Origin of the sequence: Streptomyces flaveolus, assembly GCF_000716535.1 — a bacterium.
In the GTDB taxonomy this organism is placed as follows: Bacteria; Actinomycetota; Actinomycetes; order Streptomycetales; family Streptomycetaceae; genus Streptomyces; species Streptomyces flaveolus_A.
This window is the reverse complement of sequence record NZ_JNWV01000122.1, coordinates 1-1,759: the sequence shown is the minus strand read 5'-3', so window position 1 is coordinate 1,759 and position 1,759 is coordinate 1. Positions and strand designations below refer to the sequence as shown.

The following is a 1,759-nucleotide window of genomic DNA, read 5'->3' as shown; positions in this document are numbered from 1 at the left end:
GCCGTCCGGCTGCGGGACGTACACGCGGGCTTCGTAACGACCGTCCTTGCGCTGCCAGATGCTCCCAGCGCCGTTGGGGTTCCTCTTACGGGAGGCCATCAGGCTGCGTTCTCCTCAATTCGTTCCTGCATGAAGGCGCGCACGCTGTCAGGGGAGACGCGGCGAGCGCGGCCGATGGTGAAGCTCGCCAACTGACGCGAGCGGATGAGGTCGTAGACCTTGCTGCGACTCAGGCGCAGCGCAGTCATGACCTCCGGCACGGTGAAGGCTTCGGGTGTTTCGGGCACGGCGGTGCGCACGTCGAACCTCCGGTATCCGGGCGGGGGTGTTCCCGCCCCCTCTGAGAAGTCCGCTACTTCCGCTACCGCCGCTACCTCGCAGGTCAGGGGCCTGTCGGAGGTAGCGGGAAGGGGTAGCGGTAGCGGATGGGTAGCGGGGCGGTAGCGGCAACCGGGGCCGGTTGCCGCTACCGCGTTGTTACTGGTCAGGCCGCGTTTTCCATGCCGGGTAGCGGAGGTAGCGGACTTTCCGGGGGTGGGGGGCAGTAGCGGGCCCATGCGTCCCGTAGATCGGTGGCGTAGTAGCCCTTGAGGACGCTTCCGGCGGCCTTGATGTTGCGGGAGGTGATCGGCTCGTTGTCCGCCGTCATGTACTCCGCGAGCATCCGCGACAGGCGCCGGTTATCGAGCGGCTTGCCGTTCAGGTCAGCCCACGGAGCGTCGTCCAGGGCGTTGAGCCGGTCGAGGATGGCGATGGTGGGCAGGCGGTCGATGCCGACCATGACGTGGTCGCGCAGGTCGGTCAGCAGCCGCACGCCCAGGCTGCCCTTGTCGTTGGCCTTGGACGCGGTCACCAGGGTCACGCACGCCTGGCGTGCCCGCTCGGGCCAGTGGCCGCCGGCCGCATCGGCGATGGCGAGCAAGGGTTCCCACACGTCGGCCGGCCGGTCGGTCACCCCGTCCGGCATGTCCGGCCACGCCCCCATGACGAAGCCTCGTGCCTGCTCGGCCCACGCGGCGAGCCGGTCACGGAGCTTGTGGCCCTCGGCCTCGTGGACGCGGGCCCGGAAGGGCTCCACCTTCTCGTTCCTGGCCCGTCGGCGCATGCGGATGATCACGGGGTGCGGCGGTGTCCGGCGTTGAGGAACCCGCGCAGTTCCTCGTTGTCCCCGGCCTTGGGGCCGAAGACGGTGTCGATCTCATCGAACAGGATCGTCGGCTTGCCGTTGCCGCTGGAGACGGACCGGAACAGCGCGGCAGCGGAGGCGTTGACGGCGGTCATGGGCTGCGGCACGAGGGTTTCCACGATCTCCAGCGCCCTCGTCTTGCCCGACCCCGGCTCGCTTCCTTCCTGGGGGTTGCGGAGCGGGCAGGTGTCGCGGTGGGCGGTGTGGGCTTCGATCAGCGCGGCCACCTGGGCGTGGCCGATGGCGCTGCGGTTCCAGCCGCACTGGCACTGTGAGGCGGCGGTGGGCATGTGGCCGTAGCGCGGGGAACTGATGGACAGCCACGCGACGGGGTAACGGCCGTCTCCCCGGCGCGGGTCAGAACGAAGAGCAGAAGGGACGCCCTCACGGGCGGCGACCTTCGGCCCGCCCACCCGCGCACCGGGCGGGCCCGAGACGGCGACAGACGGCCCGTCACACGCCTCCGGAGGGCTCTTCAAGGGAGAGACGGGGCGGGGGCTCATGCCGCTGCCCTGGACGGGTTGTGGGTGATGGACCAGTCCAGGGCGCTCCGGATGGTGGCCCGGCACTCGG

1 protein-coding gene and 1 pseudogene are annotated in these 1,759 nt (G+C 70.2%); both read right to left on the bottom strand.

The features are described 5' to 3' along the window. Positions 1-98: 98 nt before the first annotated feature. Positions 99-299: a helix-turn-helix domain-containing protein gene (locus OO52_RS45430; protein ID WP_030650313.1), complete on the bottom strand. Its 201-nt coding sequence runs from the start codon at positions 297-299 to the stop codon at positions 99-101. A gap of 185 nt (positions 300-484) precedes the next feature. Then, positions 485-1,407 (bottom strand): annotated as a pseudogene (locus tag OO52_RS45425) (DUF3631 domain-containing protein); the annotation flags it as partial. Between the last annotated feature and the right edge of the window lie 352 nt (positions 1,408-1,759).